We start from the raw sequence: 18468 nt of genomic DNA, 5'->3' as shown, positions 1-18468 counted from the left end.
GGCGCCATGCTCGGGTAGGGCCCCGCCGGCGGCCGCGGGGCCGCGACCGATCCGCGAAGGGAAACCAGCATGTCCGACCTGCTCGACCTGCACGGCCAGGCGATGAAGGAGTTCGACCGGAGGGTGCGCGCCATCGGCCCGGTGCAGTGGGCCGAGCCCACCCCCTGCCAGGAGTGGGACGTGCACGACCTGGTCGAGCACCTGGTGCGCGAGCAGCTGTGGGTGCCCTACCTGCTGGAGGGCGGGACCATCGCCGGGGCGGGGGACCGCTTCGAGGGCGACGCCATGGGCGAGGAGCCGGTGGCCACCTGGGAGCTGGCCGCGCGCGAGGCCCGCACCGCGTGGCTGCGGCCGGGCGCCCTGGAGGCGACGGTGCACCTGTCCTTCGGGGACGCCCCCGGGTCGCTGTACCTGTGGCAGATGACCTTCGACCTGGCCGTGCACGCCTGGGACCTGGCCCGCGCGATCGGCGCGGACGAGCGGCTCGACCCGGCCCTGGTGCGCGCCCTCCTGGAGTCCGAGCAGATCTCCGGCGACCTGGAGGCGGCGCAGAGCCGGGACGGCGCGGGCATCTTCGCCCCGCCCCAGCCGGTCCCCGAGGGCGCCGGCGACCAGGCCGTGCTGCTCGCCCGCACCGGCCGCGCCGTCTGAGCCCCGGCGGGCGGCCGGCGTAAGGGGCGGGGTCCACAAACTCGGCGGGGCCGACTTTGGCTCCTCCGTCTCCTGCGGCACACCCGCCCCCTGCCCCAGGATCGGCCCCATGGCCCGATTCGACGTGCTCTCGGACAAGGCGCTGCGGCGCGACCCCCTGACCCGCGAGGAGCTGCTCGGTGTGCTGGGCAGCGGCGACGACGACCTGATGGACCTGGTGGCCGCGGCGGCCCGCCCCCGCCTGCGGTTCTTCGGCCGCACCGTCAAACTCAACTACCTGGTCAACCTCAAGAGCGGGCTGTGCCCGGAGGACTGCACCTACTGCTCCCAGCGCCTGGGCTCCACGGCCGACGTGGTGACCTACACCTGGCTCAAGCCCGACCAGGCCGCCGAAGCGGCCCGCGCCGGGGTGCGGGCCGGCGCGGCGCGGGTGTGCCTGGTGGCCAGCGGGCGCGGCCCCACCGACCGGGACGTGGACCGGCTCCGCCCCACCATCGAGGGCATCAAGGCCGAGCACCCGGGGGTGGAGGTCTGCGCCTGCCTGGGACTGCTCTCGGACGGCCAGGCCGAGAGCCTGCGCGCCTCGGGCGCGGACGCCTACAACCACAACCTCAACACCTCCGGGGAGCGCTACTCCGAGATCTGCACCACCCACACCTTCGACGACCGGGTGGAGACGGTGGGCAAGGCCAAGGCGGCGGGCCTGTCGCCGTGCTCGGGGCTGATCGCCGGCATGGGCGAGAGCGACGCCGACCTCGCCGACGCGCTGCTGGCCCTGCGCGCGCTGGACCCCGACTCGGTCCCGGTCAACTTCCTCATCCCCTTCGAGGGCACCCCGCTGGCCGGGCGGTGGGACCTGGACCCGCAGCGGTGCCTGCGCATCCTGGCGGCGGCCCGCCTGGCCTTCCCCGACGCCGAGGTGCGCCTGGCCGCCGGGCGCGAGGTGCACCTGCGGGGCCTGCAGTCCACCGCGCTGTACCTGGCCAACTCGATCTTCCTCGGCGACTACCTGACCAGCGAGGGCCAGGCGGGCCGGGCCGACCTGGAGATGATCCGCGACGCCGGGTTCACCGTGCTGGGCGCCGACGGCGACGGGGCGAACGACGGCCACGGCGCCGACGGGGGCCGGGAGCGGCCGGACCTGGTCCGCCCCCGCCACCGCGGCACGGGCACCGCCCTGCCGCCCAACGCCTGAGCCGCGCCCCCGGGTCCGCCGGCGGGGACAGGGGTGTCACCCCCGGCGGCTACCATCGCTGTCCGTGCGCATCATCCTTGACGACGTCCCCTGGGACCACCCCGCCGGAGCGGCCCTGCGCCGCGAGCAGGAGCGGGAGACCATCGAACGCTACGGCGGCGACATCGAGGCGGGCCCCAAGCCCTCCGCCGAGGACGTCACCGCCTTCCTGCTGGCCACCGACGACTCCGGCGACGCCGTGGGCTGCGGATGCCTGCGGCGCCTGGACGAGGACACCTTCGAGATCAAGCGGATGTACGTGGCCCCCCGGTGGCGGGGCCGCCGCATCGGCGGCCTGCTGCTGCGCGCCCTGGAGGAGCGCGCGCGGGAGCTGGGCGCCTCGCGCATGCGCCTGGAGACCGGGGCCGAGCAGCCCGAGGCGATGCGGGTGTACGAGAGGGCCGGCTACCGGCGCATCGAGCGGTACGGGCCCTACGTGGCGTGCGAGGAGAGCATCTGCTTCGAGCGCGGCCTGGCGGGCGAGCCCGCCCGGGCCTGACCGCCCCGGCCGCACGGCCCCGAGCACCCGAACCGTTGGAGGGCCCTGCCGTGGACCTGGTCTGGTACGTGAGCTACGGCGCCAACACCGACGCCGCACGCCTGGACTGCTATGTGCGCGGCGGGGCGCCCGGCGGCGGGGCGCGGGCCAACCCGGGCTGCCGGGACCGCACCCCGCCGCGCGCCGACCGGCCGGTGTGGCTGCCCGGCGGGGTGTACTTCGGGCTCGAATCGCCGATGTGGGGCGGCGGCCTGGCGATGCTCGACCCGGACCTGCCGGGGGCGGCGCCCGCGCGCGCCTACCTGGTGGGGGCCGGGCAGTTCTCCGACATCGCCGCCCAGGAGATGTACCGCTCCCCCGGCCGGGGGCCCGACCCGGCCGAGGCGGTCGGTGCGGGACGCGCGGTCCTCGGTGAGGGCCGCTATGAGACGCTGCTGCACTGCGGGGACATGGACGGGCTGCCGATGCTGACCTTCACGGCGCACTGGTCGAGCCGGGAGGTTGAGCACACGCCGCCGTCCGCCGGCTACCTCAGGGTGATCGGCGCCGGCCTTGAGGCCGCGCACCGGTGGGGCCCGGTGCGGACGGCCGCCTACCTGGCGTCCCGTCCCGGTGCGGCCGGAGGGTGGAGCGCCGAGCAGGTGCGATCGGTGCTGGCGGGCTGACGGGAAAAACCGGTTGCCCTCGCACGGGGCGCCGGGGTTGGATCGACTTGCGCGGGTCCTTCGGCCCGCCCGTCCCGTCCCCGTCCCACAGTGAGCGAGTGTGTGGCCTGCATGTCGAATTCGGTGAGGTCTGTGCCCCGGTCCCGCGTCGTCGCTACCCCGCGGAGGGCTTCGGACGCCTGACCTGCTGAGGCCCTTCGCGGGGCGGCGGACGGCGCCGAGCGCCCGATCCGGCCGTTCCACCCGCGAGGAGTCACCTTCGTGTCACGACGACGCGACCACCGAAAGCGCTCCCACCAGGGAGCCGACAGTTTCCGCTGCGCCCACTGCAGCCTCGACGTGCCGTTGGGCGCCCCGGGGACGCGGCACCGCAACCACTGTCCCAACTGCCTGTACAGCAAGCACGTCGACGACGGCGTCCCGGGCGACCGGGCATCGGACTGCGGGGCCCGCATGGAGCCCATCGCGGTCACCGTACGCGGCGACGGCGAGTGGGTGCTCATCCACCGGTGCACCCGGTGCGACACGCTGGTCGCCAACCGGAGCGCCGGCGACGACAACCCGCTGCTGCTGATGCGCACGGCGACCCGCCCGCTGGCGAGCCCGCCGTTCCCGCTGGAGCGGTTGGCGGCTCTGTGAAGAGGGGGCCGGGGCCGGACCGCTGCGTGCGGTCCGGCCCCGGCCCCGCCGTTCTCCCGTGCATTCCGGGGCCGCATCGCCGTGCGCGGCCGTAGGGTGTCGGCGCGCCGGAGCGGCCCGGCGCCGCCCCGAGAACGGAAGGACCCCCATGACCGGACCCGCGGACCTGTGGGACATGGCCGACCTGCTGACCCCCATGGCGGTGCGCACCGCCGCCACCCTGCGCCTGGCCGACCACATGGCGCAGGGGGCGCGGACCGCCCCCGAGCTGGCGCGGGCCTGCGGGGCCGACACCGACGCCCTGGGCCGGCTCCTGGCGCACCTGGTGCGGGTCGGGGTGGTCGACCGCGACGCGCAGGGGCGCCACCGCACGCGCGGCGAGGGCGAGCGGCTGCGGTCGGACCACCCGGACTCGCTGCGGGCCGAACTGGACCTGGAGGAGCACCTGCCCCGCGCCGAACTGGCGCTGACGGAGCTGGTGCACAGTGTGCGCACCGGCGGGGCGGCCTTCCCCGAGCGCTTCGGGCGGGGGTTCTGGGAGGTGCTGGCCGACGACCCCGAGCGCGCGCAAGTCTACGACCGGCGGATGGGCACCGACGTGGCCAAGGACGCCGAGGCCATCGCGGCCGCCTACGACTGGGGCGCGCTGGGCGGCGTCGCCGACGTCGGCGGGGGCGACGGGACCCTGCTCGCCGCGCTGCTGCGGGCCCACCCCGGGCTGCGGGGCGCCGTGGTCGACCGGCCGGACACCGCGCGGCGGGCACGGTCGCTCCTGCGGGAGGCGGGGTTCGGCGACCGGGCGGGCGCCGTGGCGGCGGACTTCTTCTCGCCTCTCCCCCGCGGGTACGGCGGCTACCTGCTCTCGGCCGTGGTGCACGACTGGGACCGGGCCTCGGCGGTGGAGATCCTGCGCCGGTGCGCCGAGGCGGCCGCCCCGCAGGGGCGCGTGCTGGTCGCCGAGAACACCGGGGCCGACGGGGAGTCCCCGGACACGGCCTTGGACCTGCGGATGCTGGCCTTCTTCGGAGGCAAGGACCGGGGCGTGGGCGAGCTGCGGGAGCTGGGCGAGGAGGCGGGCCTGCGCACGGTGGGCGTCCACCCGGCCGGGCGGATCTCGGTGGTGGAGATGGCCCCCGCCGGACGCGTGTGACCACCACCTGCCCATCTCTCACATCGTGAGACGACTATTTTATAATGTGATATACCGGTGTACGGTTCGGGCATGCCGAACCTGCGCTGGGACGCCGAGCTGTACGACACCCGCCACGCCTACGTCTCCGCCCTGGGGGCCGATCTGGTCGACCTGCTCGCCCCGCGCCCGGCAGAGCGGGTCCTGGACGCCGGGTGCGGGACGGGCGACCACGCCGAGGCCCTCCGCGAGCGCGGGGCCACGGTCGTCGGCGTCGACGCCTCCCCCGAGATGGCCGAGCGGGCGGCCGAGCGCTTCCCCGGCCTGGACGTGCGCGTGGGCGACCTGCGCGACCTGGGGCTGAGCGGGTTCGACGCCGTGCTCAGCAACGCCGTCCTGCACTGGGTCCCCGAGGCGGACCGGGCCGCGGCGTCCCTGGCGGCGGCGCTGCGCCCCGGGGGCCGGCTGGCCGCCGAGTTCGGCGGTGCGGGCAACGTCGCGGCGATCGAGGCGGCCGCCCGCGCGGCGCGTGCCGACGCCGGCCTGCCCGATGCGCCCTCGCCCTGGTACTTCCCCGGTATCGCCGAGTACGCGCGGGTGCTGGAGGGGGCGGGGTTCGAGGTGACGGGGGCCTGGCTGTTCGACCGCCCCACGCGCCTGAAGGGCGCGGACGGCGTGGCGGTGTGGCTGCGGATGTTCGGTCCGCACCTGCTCCAGGGGGTCGGCGGCACCGGCGGCACCGGCGGGGCCGGAGATGCCGGGGATGCCGACGACGCCGGAGCCGTGGACGCCTTCCTTGCCGAGGTCCAGGAGCGCGCACGCCCCCGGCTGTACCAGGACGGCGCCTGGTGGGCCGACTACCGCCGGCTGAGGGTGACCGCGGTCAGGCGCTGATCGGGCGCCTCCGCGCTCCGGCCCTTCCGGGCCCGCTCGCACACCAGGGCGCCGGCCCAGGAGGCGGCCACGACGGCGCCCATCACCACGCGCGAGGCCAGAAGGTCCTCGCGGGCGTAGAGGGTGCCGGTCAGGTAGTGGTCGATGAACCCGTACCGCATGACCTCGCGGCCGCCCATGGCGCGCGCCCAGTTCTCCAGCTCGGTCAGCACACAGGGCCAGTCGATCAGGACGATCCCGACGGCATAGGCGGCCACGAACAGGTGCGGGCGGATCGCCTGGGGCCGCCTCCAGGCGAGGAAGCCGCCGAAGACCACGTAGCCGAGGAAGAGGAAGTGCAGGAGCGCCGCGGCGTGCCCGATGAACAGGTAGAGCATGCCGTGAAACTACGGCCGCCCGCACGGGCCGCACATCGCCTCCGACCCCTAAGTCCCCTGAGTACCGGCACTCAGGGCCGCCCCGGTGACGGCGCCTCCGCTCCCTGCGCCTCCTCCTCTCCGGTGTCCGGCACCCGCGCGGGCGGACCCGCGCGCCTGCGGGCGGAGCGCTGGGTGACGGCGATGCACCCCAGCACCACCAGGGCCGTCAGCGGGGCCCAGGGGTTGAAGGCCTCGCCCAGCACCAGGAAGGCCCACACCAGCGTCAGCAGCGGCTGGGCCAGCTGCAGCTGGCTGGCCTTGGCGACCCCGATCAGCGCCATCCCCCGGTACCAGGCGGCGAAGCCGCCGAACTGGGAGACCAGGGCCAGGTAGGCCATGCCCGCGAGCGGCAGAGGGGCCAGGTGGAACGGCTCCAGGGCCAGCCCCGCCGCCGTCAGCGGCGCCGTCACCGGAAGGGAGGCCACCAGAGCCCAGGCGATCACCTGCCATCCGGGCATGTGGGCCGAGAGCCGGCCGCCGGCCGCATACCCGGCGGCGCACAGCACCAGCGCCGCGAACAAGTACAGGTCGCCCGGCCCGGGCGCGCCGCCGGTGCGCAGGGCGGTGAACCCGGCGACCGCGACCGCCCCGACGGCGGCGGCGGCCCAGAACACCCCCGGCGGCCACGAGCGCGACCACAGCGAGGAGACCACGGCGGTGGTCAGCGGGAGCAGCCCGATGATCACGGCGGCGTTGCCGGTGGAGGTGGTCTGCAGCGCCAGCGAGGTCAGCAGGGGGAAGGCCAGCACGCACCCCAGCGCCACCACCAGCAGCCCCGGCACGTGGCGCCGCTCGGGCAGGCGGGCGCCGGAGGCCTTGAGCGCGGCCGCGGCGACGAGCCCGGCCAGCGCGCACCGCAGGCCCGTGGCGGTCCAGGGCCCGAAGCCCTCCAGGGCCCAGCTGGTCGCGGGGAAGGTGAAGGAGAACGCGGCGACCCCCAGCGCCGCCAGTGCGGTGCCGCGCCGGGCCGCTACCCGATCCGAAGCGATAGCGCTATTATCAGCTCTCATGAAAAAGAGTAGCAGTGTGGCGGAGCTGGCGGCATCGCTGCGACACGAGGTCGACCGCTACTCGCCCGGTGAGAAGCTCCCGCCGAGCAGGAAGCTGGTGGAGCGGTTCGGGGTGAGCCCGGTGACGGTCTCGCGCGCCGTCGCCGCGCTGGCCGCCGAGGGCCTGGTCGTCACCCGGCCGGGCTCGGGGGCCTACCGCGCGCCCGCCCCCGCGGGCGCCCGCGCCAAGGGCGACACCTCCTGGCAGGAGGTGTCGCTGAGCGCCGAGCCGACCCTGGGCGGCGCCGAGCCGGTGCCGCGCAGCGTGGACGACGCCGGGATCCTGGCCACCCTGTCCTCCCCTCCCCCGGGCACGATCGCCTTCAACGGCGGCTACCTGCACGCCGGCATGCAGCCGGAGCGGGCGCTGTCGACCGCGCTGGCCCGGGCCGGGCGCCGCCCATCGGCCTGGGAGCGGCCGCCGGTGGAGGGCGTGCCCGAGCTGCGGGGCTGGTTCGCCCGCGAGATCGGCGGCGCCGAGGGGGTCCTGGACGCCTCGGACGTGCTGGTCACCGCGGGCGGGCAGAGCGCGCTCACGGCCGCGCTGCGCGCACTGGCCCCGCCGGGCGCCCCGGTGCTGGTGGAGTCGCCGACCTACCCGGGCATGCTGGCGGCGGCGCGGGCCTCGGGGGTGCGGCCGCTGCCCGTCCCGATGGACCGGGACGGGGTCCGGCCCGAGCTGCTGGAGGAGGCCCTGCGCTCCTCCGGGGCGCGGGTGTTCGTGTGCCAGCCGCTGTTCCAGAACCCCACGGGGCGGGTGCTCGGCGCCGAGCGGCGGCGCGCGGTGCTGGAGATCGCGCGCGCGGCGGGGGCGTTCGTGCTCGAAGACGACTTCGCCCGGCACCTGGCCCACGCCGACCTGCCGTCCCTACCGCCGCCGCTGGCCGCCGAGGACGAGCACGGCACCGTGGTGCACGTGCGCTCGCTGACCAAGGCGACCTCGCCCAACCTGCGGGTGGGGGCGCTGGCGGCGCGGGGGCCGGTGATGCGGCGGCTCCGGGCGATCCAGGTGGTGGACAGCTTCTTCGTTCCGCGGCCGCTGCAGGAGGCGGCGCTGGAGCTGGTGGGGTCCCCGGCCTGGGGCCGGCACCTGCGCGCGGTCGCCGCCGGCCTGGCCGGACGGCGCCGGGACATGGTCGCCGCGCTGCTGCACGACCTGCCGTCCCTGACGCCGCCCGAGCCGCCGCGGGGCGGGCTGCACCTGTGGCTGCGGCTGCCGGAGGCGGCCGACGAGCAGGCGCTGGTGGTCTCGGCCCTGCGGGCGGGCGTGGCCGTCGCCCCGGGGCGGCCCTACTTCCCCGCCGAGCCCCCGGCCCCGCACCTGCGCCTGAGTTTCGGGGGCACGACGGGCCCGCCGGAGATCGACGAAGGGGTGCGCCGCCTGCGCGCCGCCCTGACCGAGTGCGGCCTGGCGTGAGAGGCGCCGACGGCCTGGAGACGCCCCGCCGCGACGACGATGCCCGGTGGCGCGTGGTGGAGGTGCTGCTGCGCGCGGGGGCTGGTACTGCGACAGGTCGGTCGGGGGGGCCGGCGGACGTCCAGGCTCCATCAGGGCACCCGCCGACGCCGGCGATGGACGCGAACGGCGGGCCTCGTTGTTGATCTCGGGGAAGTCGGCCTTGTACCGACCGGTACAAGGCCGACTTCCCCGAGATCAACAAGGGAGTGCGAGGCCTTCCCCTTCCCTCTCGGGGAGAACGCCCCTGCGGGCGCGGTTCCAGGGGCCCCTTTTCCCGGGATCGGCACGGGAGCGGGCGGAAGCCACACCACGGTGCCGGACACGGCCACGACCCGGCGCCCCTACACCCCCGCCACCCGGCAGACGGGCCGGAGCCCGCGAGCGGGGTACCTGCTGCTCCGTCATCGCCGCTGTTCGCCTGGACCGCCAGGAGCCGGGCGGCCGGCAAGCAGGTCCGGGGAAGCGCTCGCCTCTCCTCGCCGCCGACCACCCGACCCCAGATGGCCCGCCGCCCGGCAGGCGGGCCCGGGGAAGTGGCCGCCCCTGTCGTGTGGTCGGCGTCCGTCCCGGTCCGGGACTGGTCCGACCGGCCGGCGCCGTCCCGGTTCGCGTGGTCGGCCCGCCCGCATGGGCGGGTCGGCGACTCCGGCACCGCGTGGCCGCGGGGACCTACGGCACGTTCGCCGAGACGCTCCTCCGAGGCGTCCGCCGGGTCCTCGACCGACCTGTCTAGGTACTCCGCCCTGCTCAGCCGAGGGGGACGGTCAGCCCGGCCTTGACCGCCTCGGAGGCCGGGAAGGTCTCGTACCGGCGCACCCCGAAGTCGGTGACGAACAGACGGCGCGACACCTGCCTGTTCTGGGCGATGTCGCGGGTCACCAGGAGCACCGCGTAGTCCCACTGGCCGACGATCGCGTAGCACTGCTGCACGCAGGCCTCCGTGCGCATGCGCTCGCGGAAGGCCGCGTGGTGCTCCGGGTCGTCGTCGGCCAGGGCCACCAGGACCAGCGACGTCAACCCCGCCCCCACCGCCTCGGGGTCGACCACGGCCACGTCGGCGCGGACCACCCCCGAGCGGCGCATGCGGGTGAGCCGGCGCTGGACCGCGCTGGGCGACAGGCCCACCTGCTCGCCCAACTCGTGCAGGGGGCGCCGGGCGTCCCGCTGCACCAGCCCGAGCAGCAGTCGGTCCAGGTCGTCGAGGGAGGGCGTGTCGCGCATGCAAGAATCTTGCACGGGCGGCGGGAAACCGGCAATCGCCGCCACCGCGTCCCGGCCTACCGTGGCGGCGTCCGCTTCGAGACCTCCGATGACCCGGGAGGCCGCCATGGCCCGCACCCCTGCCGACGCCGCACCGCCCGAGGGCACCGCCCCCGTGCAGGGCGCCGACGATCTGGACCCGGACCGCATCGCCGCGGCCCGCGAGCACATCGACCCCGTCTTCCTGGACACCCCGCAGTACCGCGACACCGTGCTCGACGCCCGCATGGGCCGCCCCGTGCTCGTCAAGGTCGAGACGCTCAACCCGCTGCGCAGCTTCAAGGGCCGCGGCGCCATGCACCTGGCGGCGCGGCTGCCCGAGGCCTCGGGGCTGGTGTGCGCCTCGGGAGGGGGCAACTTCGGGGCAGGCGGTGGCCTACGCCGCCCGGAGCCGCGGCATCACCGCCGACGTGTTCGTCCCCGAGCCCACCTCCGCGGTCAAGACCGCCCGCATGGAGGCGCTGGGCGCACGGGTGCACCGGGTCGGCGGCGACCCCCAGACCGCCGCCGACGCCTTCGCGGCCGAGGGGAGCGGCCTGGTGCCGGCGGTGGACGGCCGCGACGCCGCGATCGCCGAGGGCGCCGGGACCATCGGGGTGGAGCTGCTGCGCACCGGCGGCTTCGACACGGTGGTCCTGCCACTGGGCGACGGGGCCCTGATCACCGGCGTGTCCCGGTGGCTGCGCGCGCACGCGCCCGGGGTGCGGGTGGTGGGCGCCGGGGCGGCCGCGGCCCCGGCGATGGCGCGCGCCTGGCGCACCGGCCGCGCCGAGCCCGTGGCGCCCTCCTCCGCCTTCGCCGCGGGGATCAGCATCACCGCGCCCCACCCCGAGGCGGTGCGGCGGGTGCGGGCGCTGGTCGACGGCGTGGTGCTGGTCGAGGAGGGGGAGCTGGTGCGGGCGGCGCGCCTGGCCGCGGCCGCCCTGGGCGTGCTCCCCGAGCCGGCGGGGGCGGCGGGCCTGGCGGCCGTCGCCCGCGGGCCGGAGGCCGTCCCGGGCGCCTCGGTGGCCACCGTGGTCACCGGCGCCAACGCCGACCCGGGGTTCCTCGCCGACCTGGCGCCGGAAGGCTGAGGGCGCCCCGCCTCAGCCGGTCACCGGCAGGGACCGCAGGTGGCGGGAGCCGGGCTGGTCGAACCGCTCCACGCGATCGGGCGCCACCGCCAGGCGCAGGTGCGGGTGGCGCTCCAGCAGCGCCCCCAGGGCGACCTCCCCCTCGGTGCGCGCCAGCGCCGCGCCCAGGCAGTAGTGCGGGCCGTGGCCGAACGCCACGTGGCTCTCGCGCCGGCCGGCCGGCGCGCGGGCCAGGTCCAGCCGCTCGGGGGCGTCGAAGGCCGAGGGGTCCCGGTTGGCCGCGGCCAGCGCGCACACCACCGCGTCGCCGCGCGGGATGCGCACCCCGTGCAGGAGCACGTCCTCCTTGGCGTGGGCGACGCCGGCCATCGGCGCCGGGCCGTGCAGGCGCAGCAGCTCGTGCACGGCCCGCGGCATCAGCCCGGGGTCCGCGCGCAGCGCCTCCAGCTGGTCCGGGTGCTGCTGCAGGGCCAGCACGGCGTTGGCCACGAAGTGGGCGGTGGTGTGGTGCCCGCCCTGGACGATGATGAGCACCATCGCCACCAGCTCGTCCTCGCCGAGCCGGCCGCCGCCCTCGTCGCGGACGCGGATGAGCGCGCTCAGCAGGTCGTCGGGCGCCCGCCCCCGCTCGGCGAGCGCGCGCCGGTCGGCGACGGCCTCCAGCACCGCGTCGACCATCCCGGTGAGGGATTCGCCGTAGCGCTCCGGCTCGCCCCCGGCGATGGCGTGCATCCACGCGCGCCACCGGGGCCGCTGCTCCTCCCCGATGCCGACGAGCTCGCAGATGACGTTGCCCGAGACCGGGAAGCCGAAGTCCCACAGGACGTCGAAGCCCTCCCGGCCCTCCAGCCCGTCCAGGACGCCCCCGACGATGCCCTGGATGCGCGGGCGCAGGTCGTTGACCCTGCGCACGGTGAAGGCGCGGGAGACGAGCTTGCGCAGCCGCGCGTGGTCGGCGCCGTCGGTGGTGAGCAGGCCGTCCATGTAGCGCTTGTAGTCCTCGGGGACGCCGAAGGCGCTCACCATCTGGTCGAGGACGCCCGCGCCCTCCAGGCCGGGGACGCCGGCCGCGTCGCGCACGAAGCGCGGGTCGTTGAGCACGTCGCGCACGACCTCGTACCGGGTGGCCATCCACGTCGTGTAGTCCACGCCGGGGAAGGCGATGCGCACCAGCGGCGCGCGGTCGCGCATGCGGGCGTAGGAGCCCGGGATGTCGTCCATGAACCCGGGGGAGCCCAGGTCGAAGACGGCGTCGGAGGGGGTCGGGGAAGCGGTCATGGTCGCCTCGCAATGCGGTGGGTGTGCGGCGGGTGGTCCGCCCCTGCCCACACTACGTTATGTTCAGAAATTTCTGAAGACTGGGAACATCAGGAAGGAGTGAAAAGGAGGCGCGTCCACGGCCCCCGCCCGACCTGAAGCGGCCATCCGTCGCCGGCCCGCTGACCTGGGAAGAGACAGTGCGTCACCGTCCGGTCACCGATGAGGGACCAACGTTCATCGCGTGATGGTTGGGGCGCGTGCCCCCGGCATGTCCTCATGGACCACGGTCCGGTCCGCCCCGAGGGGCGGACGCTCGATGAGTCCGAGGAGACCGTGAATGTCGGACGTCCCCCTTCCCCAATCCCCCTCCTCCCCCTCCGCCTCTGAGGCCGGCCGGCACCGCGCCACCCGCCGCGGCGTCCTGCTCGGCGGTGCCGCCGCCATGGGCGCCGCGGCGATCGGCGCGCTCACCCCCGCCCCTGCGCACGCCGGCCGCGGCCGCCTGCACGACCCCTTCACCCTCGGCGTGGCCTCGGGCGATCCGCTGCCCGACGGCGTGGTCCTGTGGACCCGCCTGGCCCCCGAGCCGCTGGCCGAGAGCGGGCTGGGCGGCATGCCCGAGCGCCGCTTCCAGGTGCAGTGGCAGATCTCCGAGGACGAGCGGTTCAGACGCATCACCGCCGCCGGCACCTGCACCGCCTCCCCCGAGTCGGCCCACGCGGTGCACGTGGAGGTCTCGGGCCTGCGCCCCGGGGCCGAGTACTTCTACCGCTTCCGGGTACAGGGCCACCTCAGCCCCGTCGGCCGCACCCGCACCGCCCCCGCGCCCGGTTCGAGCCCCGACCGGTTCTCCTTCGCCTTCGCCAGCTGCCAGAGCTACACCAACGGCCACTACACCGCCCAGGCGCACCTGGCCCGGGAGGACCTGGACCTGGTGGTCTTCCTCGGCGACTACATCTACGAGTACGGCGAGGAGGGCGACCTGGGCCGTCCCCACATCCCCTCCTGGGAGACGGTCTCGCTGTCCGACTACCGGATCCGCCACGCCCAGTACAAGAGCGACCCCGACCTGCAGGCCGCGCACGCCGCCTTCCCCTGGGCGCTGGTCTTCGACGACCACGAGGTCGACAACAACTGGGCCGACGACATCCCCGAGAACGGGGGCGACCCCCAGGAGTTCCTGCGCCGGCGCGCCGCCGCCTTCCGGGCCTACTACGAGAACATGCCCCTGCGCCGGGCCCAGCGCCCCCGGGGGGCCGACGTGCAGATGTTCCGGCGCCTGACCTTCGGCGACCTGGTGGACCTGCACCTGCTCGACACCCGCCAGTACCGCAGCGACCAGGTCGGCGACCCCCAGCACGACGACCCCGACCGCACCCTGCTGGGCGAGCGCCAGCGCCGGTGGCTCTTCGACGGCCTGAACGGGCCCACCGCGCGCTGGAACGTGCTGGGGCAGCAGGTGTTCTTCAGCCAGCGCGACTTCGTGGAGGGGCCGGCGACCAACTTCAGCAACGACGCCTGGGACGGCTACCGGTACGAGCGCGACCGCGTCCGCGACGTCCTCGCCTCGGGCCCCTCCAACCCCGTCGTGATCACCGGGGACGTGCACGCCAACTACCTGTGCGACGTCAAGGCCGACTTCGACGACCCCGACTCGGCGACCGTGGCCACCGAGCTGGTCGGCACCTCCTTCACCAGCGGCGGCGACGGCACCGACCAGAACCCCGGCGACGCCGTGCAGCTGCAGGAGAACCCGCACATCCGGATGATCAACCGCCGCCGGGGCTACGTGCGCAACACCGTCACCCCGACCGAGTGGACCGCCGACTACCGCGTCGTCGACCGCGTCTCCGAGCCGGGCGCCCCCATCCGCGACCTGGCCCGGTACGTCATCGAGGACGGCCGCCCCGGCGCGGTCGACCCCGAGTCCCTCCCCTGATCCCCTGCCCACTGATGCCCCTGGGCGCGTGCGGCGCGCGGGCCGCAGGCCCGCGCGCCACGCCGCCCCGATGGACGAGAACAGGTTCCACCCGGAGTGCTAGGTTCCCTGCATGCGTGTGGACGAGTACCTGGAACACGATGCCGTCGGACTGGCCGGACTGATCCGCGAGGGGCAGGTGGGGGCCGCGGACGTGCTGGACGCCGCCGTCGCCCGGTGCGAGCAGGTCGACCCCCTGCTCAACGCGGTCGTCCGGCCGATGTACGAGGAGGCGCGGCGGCGCGTCGCCCGCCCCCTGGACGGGCCCCTGGCCGGGGTCCCCTTCCTGCTGAAGGACCTGTTCCAGGACTACGCCGGTGTGCCCACCTCGGCCGGGTGCCGCGCCCTGAGGGAGCTGCCCGCGCCCCGCCACGCCGAGGTGGTGCGCCGGTGGCTGGACGCCGGCCTGGTCCCCTTCGGCAAGACCAACCTGCCCGAGTTCGGGGCCAAGGGGGTCACCGAGCCCGAGGCCTTCGGCCCGGCCCGCAACCCCTGGAACCCGGGGCACACCCCCGGCGGGTCCTCCGGCGGCTCGGCCGCCGCGGTGGCCGCGGGCGTCGTCCCCGCCGCCGGCGCCAACGACGGGGGCGGGTCCATCCGCATCCCCGCCGCCTGCTGCGGCCTGGTCGGCCTCAAGCCCGGGCGCGGCCGGGTGCCGTTCGGCCCGGACATGGCCGAGCCCATGCACGGGGCCGCGGTCAACGGCACCGTCACCCGCACGGTGCGCGACACCGCCGCGCTGCTCGACGCGGTGGCCGGGCCCGAGCCCACCTCCCCCTTCCCCATCGCCCCGCCCGAGCGGCCCTACGCCCACGAGGTGGGGCGCGCGCCCGGGCGGCTGCGCATCGGCTTCACCGACCGCTCACCGCTGGGCACGCCGGTGCACCCCGAGGCGGTGGCCGCCGTGCGCTCGGCGGCGGCGCTCCTGGAGGAGCTGGGCCACGACGTCGTCGAGGACGGGCCCGACCTGGACGGCCGCCGGCTGACCGAGGACTTCCTGACGCTGTGGTACGGCTCCATGGCGGCGCTGGTGGAGGGGGTCAAGGAGCAGACCGGCTGCGGCGACGAGGGCTTCGAGGCCGACACGCTGATGCTGGCGGCGATGGGCCGGGCGATGAGCGCGGCCGACTACGTGCGCGGCGCCGACCGGTGGAACACGCACACGCTGGCCCTGAGCGCGTACCACGCGCGCTACGACCTGCTGCTGACGCCCACCATCGCCGGCCCGCCGGTGGCGGTCGGGCGCCTGGACCCGCCGCGCTGGCTGCGCGCCGCCGAGCGGGCGCTGGTGCGCACCGGCACCGAGCGCCTGGTGGCGGCCACCGGGCTGGTCACCAGGGAGGTGGTGAACAACCTGACGGCGACGCCGTTCACGCTGACCGCCAACCTGACCGGTACCCCGGCGGTGTCGCTGCCGCTCCACTGGACGGAGCGGGGGCTGCCGCTGGGGGTGCAGTTCATCGCGGCCGCGGGCGGTGAGTCCCTGCTGATCCGCCTCGCCTCCCAGCTCGAGGAGGCCCGCCCGTGGGCCCATCGCCGCCCGGGGGCGGTCCCCTTCCCGGAGCACGCACCCGCCCCCGGCTGACCAGGGCCCCCTCCGCAGCCGCCCGGCCCCTCGGCCCCCGCCCGCCGTGCTCGGGAGGGCGGCCGCGGGGCCGGTCCCGTCCGCCTGGAAAGCCCCGGCGCCCTGGGGACGGCCCCCGGGATCAGGCCAGTTCGAGGCCGCCGTCGATGGTGAGGACCTGCCCGGTGAGCCAGGTCGTGCCCGGGTCGGCGAGCCGGAGCACCCACTGGGCGACCTCGTCGGGTTCTCCGCGGCGGCCCAGCGGGATCCGCGCGGCCTCGGTCTCCTTGATCCGGGACACGTCGGCCTCGGCGATCCCGGCCGCCGACAGGGCCTCGCTCTCGGTGGGGCCCGGCGCCAAGGCGTTGACCCGCACCCCCTCGGGGGCCAGTTCCAGCGCCCAGCAGCGTGTCAACTGCTCGACGGCGGCCTTGGAGGCCGCGTAGTGGGCGGCGCCGGGCAGCGGCCTATGGCCATAGGTGCTGGAGATGTTGACGATCGTTCCCCTCCGGTCGCGCAGGTGCGGCAGGGCCGCGGCGGCCAGAAGGCTGGGGGCGGTGACGTTGAGCGCGAACAGCGCGGCGATGCGGTCCGCATCGGTTTCGGCCAGCGGCATCATCTCGGTGGCGCCGGCGTTGTTGACGAGCACGTCGATACGGCCCCACTGGTGCGTCGCGGCCTGGACCACCCGGGCGGGGGCGTCGGGAGCGCGCAGGTCGGCGGGGTGAGCGGTGATGCCGGGGTGGTGGGCGGCGGTGGCCTGGAGCGCCTCGTGGCGCCGCCCCACCCCCAGGACGTGTGCGCCGGCCCGGGCCAGGGCGATCGCGGTGGCGCGGCCGATGCCCGATCCGGCGCCGGTGACGATGGCGACCCGATCGTCGAGGTCGTCGAGGTCGGTGCGCTGGTGGTGCTGCTCGATCAACCCGCCCCCCTTTGTTCGTTGTTCGTCGAATATCGAACAAGCGAGCATGGCCGGATGAGATACGCACACCACCCGGCGACCGAGGACCTGTCGTTGCCCGAAGTGATGGCGGCGCTCAGCGACCCGTTGCGCATCGGGCTGGTGCGGGTGCTCGCCGACGGCGCCGAGCGCGGGTGGGGGGAGTTGCGGGCTCCGGTGGCCAAGTCGACGCTCAGCCACCACCTGCGAGTCCTGCGCGACGCGGGGGTGACCCGCACGCGCCAGGAGGGCACCCGCTGTTTCGTCGCGCTGCGCCGCCGGGACCTCGACGAGCGCTTCCCCGGACTGGTCGGGGCTCTGCTGGGGGCTGCCGAGGCCGAGGATGTGGGCGGCGTCCACCTCGCCTCCGACTCCGGAGCCGCTCGCCGCTGACGGCGGCCGGAGACCGGCCGCCGCCCCGACCCCGGCCGGGCAGGGCGGTGCACAGCGGGGGCGTGTCGGTGACCTCCGACAGCACCGCCGGAAGGCCCAGCGCACCCCCTCCCCTCCTCGCCGGCCGCTGCCATCGCCGTCTGCGGAGCGCAGGCCAAGGAGGAGCGCCCGCAGCGAAGCGAGGACGAACGGCCGTGAGGCCCGGCGAGCGGCGGCCGCACCCGGCGACGGGGGAGGGTCCCACTGCCTCCCGGGGCGGCGTCGACGCACCGTGCGCCCTCCGGGCGCCGCCAGAAGCCGTCGACGAGCGCTCTCAACCGGGATCGGCATGGCCAGGAAGCGGGGCCGCCGGTGCCTCAGCCGCCGCCGGTCAGTGCGGTGCCCAACGGCGTCCTCGCGTAGAGCACCCTCCGGCCGACCCGCCAGGACTCCAGCAGCCCCACCGCCCGCAGGGCGGTCAGATGGCCCGAGACGCTGCCCGGGCTCATTCCCAGGCGCACGGCCAGGCCCGTGGTGGTGTCGGGCTCGGCCAGCGCGAGCAGGAGCGTCGCCCGCGTGCGCCCCAGAGCCCCCGCCAGCGCCTCGGGCGGGCGCGGACCTTCCGGGGACCACAGGGCTCCGACCCCGCGCGCCGGGTAGACCAGGGTGGGCTGCCACGGCTCGTCGCTGACCAGGATCAGCTCCGGCCACACGAACACGCTGGGCATGAGCACCAGCCCGCGCCCTTCCAGGTGCAGCTCATCGGGCGCGGTCGGCCCGCGGACCGCGAGCGCGGCCCCGTCCCACCTCAGGCGGGAATCGAGCCCCGCCATGAGGCGCTCGAGGCCGCCCTCGGCCAGCACGCGCGCCCGCTCGGCGATGTCGGCGTCCAGAAGCGCGCGCATCCGGGGCCAGTGGGGGCGCACCAGGTGATCCCAGAAGGCCCCCAGCAGGTCGGCCAGGGCGTCGCGGGTGGCAGCGGGGGCGCGGAGCAGCGGGTCGACCGCCTCGGAGGGGAGCCGGCGGCGCGGGTCGAGGAGGCACCGGCGCAGTTCGGCCTCCACCCGGGCGGCCGGGGTCGCGCGCACCCCGGCCAGCTGGTCGGCGACCGAGGTCAGCGGCCCCTCGGGGGCGGGCGTCAGGAAGTCGGGCACATAGCCGGGCCGGGGCACCAGCAGGCGGAACGTCTCCAGGTCGGCACCCTCGGGCAGGCGCGCCCGCCGCACCCACGGCAGGTGGTAGCCCTGGCGGTCCGGTTCGAGCAGGGTGTGCGCGGCGGCGAAGGCCTCCCACAGCGGCGAGAGGGCGAACCTGCACCGCATCAGGTCCTCGTGCGCGAAGTACACCCGTCCGCTCACCCGCCGCCCCCTTCGATTCGACCAT

18 protein-coding genes are annotated in these 18468 nt (G+C 75.9%); 12 read left to right on the top strand and 6 right to left on the bottom strand.

The window, feature by feature from the left end; translation table 11 throughout:
* Positions 1-69 precede the first annotated feature (69 nt).
* The 7 genes from C892_RS0102030 (at position 70) to C892_RS0102000 (ending at position 5711) form a co-directional block, all read left to right on the top strand.
* Positions 70-651 (top strand): TIGR03086 family metal-binding protein, encoded by a 582-nt coding sequence (locus C892_RS0102030; protein ID WP_017537639.1) that lies wholly within the window; start codon positions 70-72, stop codon positions 649-651.
* 109 nt (positions 652-760) lie between these two features.
* Positions 761-1846, top strand: coding sequence for a biotin synthase BioB (bioB, locus tag C892_RS0102025; RefSeq protein ID WP_017555827.1), 1086 nt, complete (start codon positions 761-763; stop codon positions 1844-1846).
* A 64-nt stretch (positions 1847-1910) separates the two neighbouring features.
* Entirely contained in the window at positions 1911-2384 is a 474-nt protein-coding gene (locus C892_RS0102020; RefSeq protein WP_017555826.1) for a GNAT family N-acetyltransferase, read from the top strand.
* A gap of 50 nt (positions 2385-2434) precedes the next feature.
* Positions 2435-3049 (top strand): hypothetical protein, encoded by a 615-nt coding sequence (locus C892_RS0102015; RefSeq protein ID WP_017555825.1) that lies wholly within the window; start codon positions 2435-2437, stop codon positions 3047-3049.
* Between the two features lie 261 nt (positions 3050-3310).
* A complete protein-coding gene (locus C892_RS28380) occupies positions 3311-3688 on the top strand; it encodes an RNHCP domain-containing protein (protein ID WP_026124085.1) in 378 nt (125 codons plus the stop codon).
* 148 nt (positions 3689-3836) lie between these two features.
* On the top strand, positions 3837-4838 hold the full coding sequence (locus C892_RS0102005; RefSeq protein ID WP_017555824.1) for a methyltransferase: 1002 nt from the start codon (positions 3837-3839) through the stop codon (positions 4836-4838).
* 72 nt (positions 4839-4910) lie between these two features.
* Positions 4911-5711: a class I SAM-dependent methyltransferase gene (locus C892_RS0102000; protein WP_026124084.1), complete on the top strand. Its 801-nt coding sequence runs from the start codon at positions 4911-4913 to the stop codon at positions 5709-5711.
* On the opposite strand, the gene C892_RS0101995 is transcribed toward C892_RS0102000, so the two are convergent.
* On the bottom strand, positions 5675-6088 hold the full coding sequence (locus C892_RS0101995; RefSeq protein ID WP_017555822.1) for a DUF2784 domain-containing protein: 414 nt from the start codon (positions 6086-6088) through the stop codon (positions 5675-5677). The two genes, C892_RS0102000 and C892_RS0101995, sit on opposite strands and share 37 nt — an antisense overlap.
* A gap of 71 nt (positions 6089-6159) precedes the next feature.
* Positions 6160-7140 (bottom strand): DMT family transporter, encoded by a 981-nt coding sequence (locus C892_RS28375; RefSeq protein WP_017555821.1) that lies wholly within the window; start codon positions 7138-7140, stop codon positions 6160-6162.
* Between the two features lie 16 nt (positions 7141-7156).
* On the opposite strand from C892_RS28375, the gene C892_RS0101985 reads away from it, so the two are divergent.
* On the top strand, positions 7157-8596 hold the full coding sequence (locus tag C892_RS0101985; RefSeq protein ID WP_017555820.1) for an aminotransferase-like domain-containing protein: 1440 nt from the start codon (positions 7157-7159) through the stop codon (positions 8594-8596).
* Between the two features lie 789 nt (positions 8597-9385).
* Here C892_RS0101985 and C892_RS0101980 read toward each other — a convergent pair.
* Positions 9386-9859 carry an Lrp/AsnC family transcriptional regulator gene (locus tag C892_RS0101980; protein WP_017555819.1) on the bottom strand — a complete coding sequence of 158 codons (474 nt, stop codon included), beginning with the start codon at positions 9857-9859 and terminating at the stop codon, positions 9386-9388.
* Positions 9860-10269: 410 nt separating this feature from the next.
* Between C892_RS0101980 and C892_RS28370 the strand changes: the two genes are divergently transcribed.
* Positions 10270-10971, top strand: a complete 702-nt coding sequence (locus C892_RS28370) for a pyridoxal-phosphate dependent enzyme (RefSeq protein ID WP_017555818.1) — start codon at positions 10270-10272, stop codon at positions 10969-10971.
* Positions 10972-10983: 12 nt separating this feature from the next.
* Here C892_RS28370 and C892_RS0101970 read toward each other — a convergent pair whose 3' ends face one another.
* Positions 10984-12249: a cytochrome P450 family protein gene (locus tag C892_RS0101970; protein ID WP_017555817.1), complete on the bottom strand. Its 1266-nt coding sequence runs from the start codon at positions 12247-12249 to the stop codon at positions 10984-10986.
* A gap of 319 nt (positions 12250-12568) precedes the next feature.
* Here C892_RS0101970 and C892_RS0101965 point away from each other — a divergent pair, with 319 nt between their 5' ends.
* Positions 12569-14170 carry an alkaline phosphatase D family protein gene (locus C892_RS0101965; RefSeq protein WP_017555816.1) on the top strand — a complete coding sequence of 534 codons (1602 nt, stop codon included), beginning with the start codon at positions 12569-12571 and terminating at the stop codon, positions 14168-14170.
* A 112-nt stretch (positions 14171-14282) separates the two neighbouring features.
* Positions 14283-15794 carry an amidase gene (locus C892_RS0101960; RefSeq protein WP_017555815.1) on the top strand — a complete coding sequence of 504 codons (1512 nt, stop codon included), beginning with the start codon at positions 14283-14285 and terminating at the stop codon, positions 15792-15794.
* Between the two features lie 121 nt (positions 15795-15915).
* Here the strand turns inward: C892_RS0101960 and C892_RS0101955 are convergent, their stop codons facing one another.
* Positions 15916-16695, bottom strand: coding sequence for an SDR family NAD(P)-dependent oxidoreductase (locus tag C892_RS0101955; protein WP_017555814.1), 780 nt, complete (start codon positions 16693-16695; stop codon positions 15916-15918).
* Positions 16696-16749: 54 nt separating this feature from the next.
* Here C892_RS0101955 and C892_RS0101950 point away from each other — a divergent pair, with 54 nt between their 5' ends.
* Positions 16750-17106 carry an ArsR/SmtB family transcription factor gene (locus C892_RS0101950; protein ID WP_017555813.1) on the top strand — a complete coding sequence of 119 codons (357 nt, stop codon included), beginning with the start codon at positions 16750-16752 and terminating at the stop codon, positions 17104-17106.
* A gap of 356 nt (positions 17107-17462) precedes the next feature.
* Here C892_RS0101950 and C892_RS0101945 read toward each other — a convergent pair whose 3' ends face one another.
* Positions 17463-18431 (bottom strand): DUF5937 family protein, encoded by a 969-nt coding sequence (locus tag C892_RS0101945; RefSeq protein WP_017555812.1) that lies wholly within the window; start codon positions 18429-18431, stop codon positions 17463-17465.
* Positions 18432-18468 lie beyond the last annotated feature (37 nt).

Source organism: Nocardiopsis baichengensis YIM 90130, assembly GCF_000341205.1.
Lineage (GTDB): Bacteria > Actinomycetota > Actinomycetes > Streptosporangiales > Streptosporangiaceae > Nocardiopsis_A > Nocardiopsis_A halophila.
This window is presented reverse-complemented; position numbering and strand designations above follow the sequence as displayed.